Below are 920 nucleotides of genomic sequence, written 5' to 3'. Positions count from 1 at the left end.
ACCCAGCACTGGCTGGAAGGCCATGACACCGTTTTGCTGTGGGGCGGAAGCCCGCAGGCCGAACCCGATAGTGTGCAGTTGAAAGCTTTGCGTAAGTTGTGCCGCCGTCGTCCGTTGGATGGCGTGGTGTGGGCGATGACGGAGGAACAACTCAGCCAGCGGCCTCAGATGGATACCGCATTGCGGATGTTGCAGAAGCAGGGCCGGCAGCTTGGCTGGCAGGCACCGGTGTATGTGTGGAATGTGCGGCACAGCAACTGGGATCAGCGTGACCGCCCGACGCAGACGATTGGGTGTTTATTGCCCGAAGCATGTACGCCGCAGGCACTTGAGCAGAGCCTGAATCAGTTGCCGCCGCAACTGACCGCCCGGGGAATTGGGCAGGCATTAGCGGAGAATCGGCATGATTTCTTGTTGCGACTGGCGCAGTACATGTTGGCGGGCGGTGTGGAGCGCTGGGTTCGTCATCTGAGCCCACTGTTAACCCGGCAACCGATATGGCTGGCGGGAGTGATGTTCAGTTTACCGCTGGCGGTGCAGCCGGGGATGACTGAGCATGGCTGGTGGGCTGATGCCAGTTGGGACGGGATACGGGAAGATGTCCGTCACGTCCGGGGTCAGGCCGTCGGTTTTCCGTGGGAAAAGAGTGCCCAGTGGGGCTTGATTGTGCTGACGGTCCTGTGGGGGCTGGGCAGTGTGACGTCATTTTTCGCTAACCGCCACCAGATAGCCCTGAGCCGTGAGCGGGTCAGCCAGGCCGGTGACAGGCACGGCCCGTTATCGGAACGCCTGCTGAGTCAGCATGCCCTGCAACGGGAGATTGACCGGTTACTGTACCGTACCGAGGCGGGCGCGCTCTGGTACAGCCGTTTCGGTCTGAATCAGAACGCGGCACAGCTTAGGGCCTTGTGGCCGGTTTA

1 pseudogene is annotated in these 920 nt (G+C 61.3%); it reads left to right on the top strand.

What is annotated here, in order from left to right:
* Nucleotides 1–72: 72 nt before the first annotated feature.
* A pseudogene (locus LGZ99_RS24485) lies at nt 73–920 on the top strand (ImcF-related family protein); the annotation flags it as partial.

Source organism: Photorhabdus temperata, assembly GCF_025384845.1.
Classification (GTDB): domain Bacteria; phylum Pseudomonadota; class Gammaproteobacteria; order Enterobacterales; family Enterobacteriaceae; genus Photorhabdus; species Photorhabdus temperata.
The sequence above is the reverse complement of the archived record's forward strand: the minus strand, read 5'-3'. Positions and strand labels throughout refer to the sequence as shown.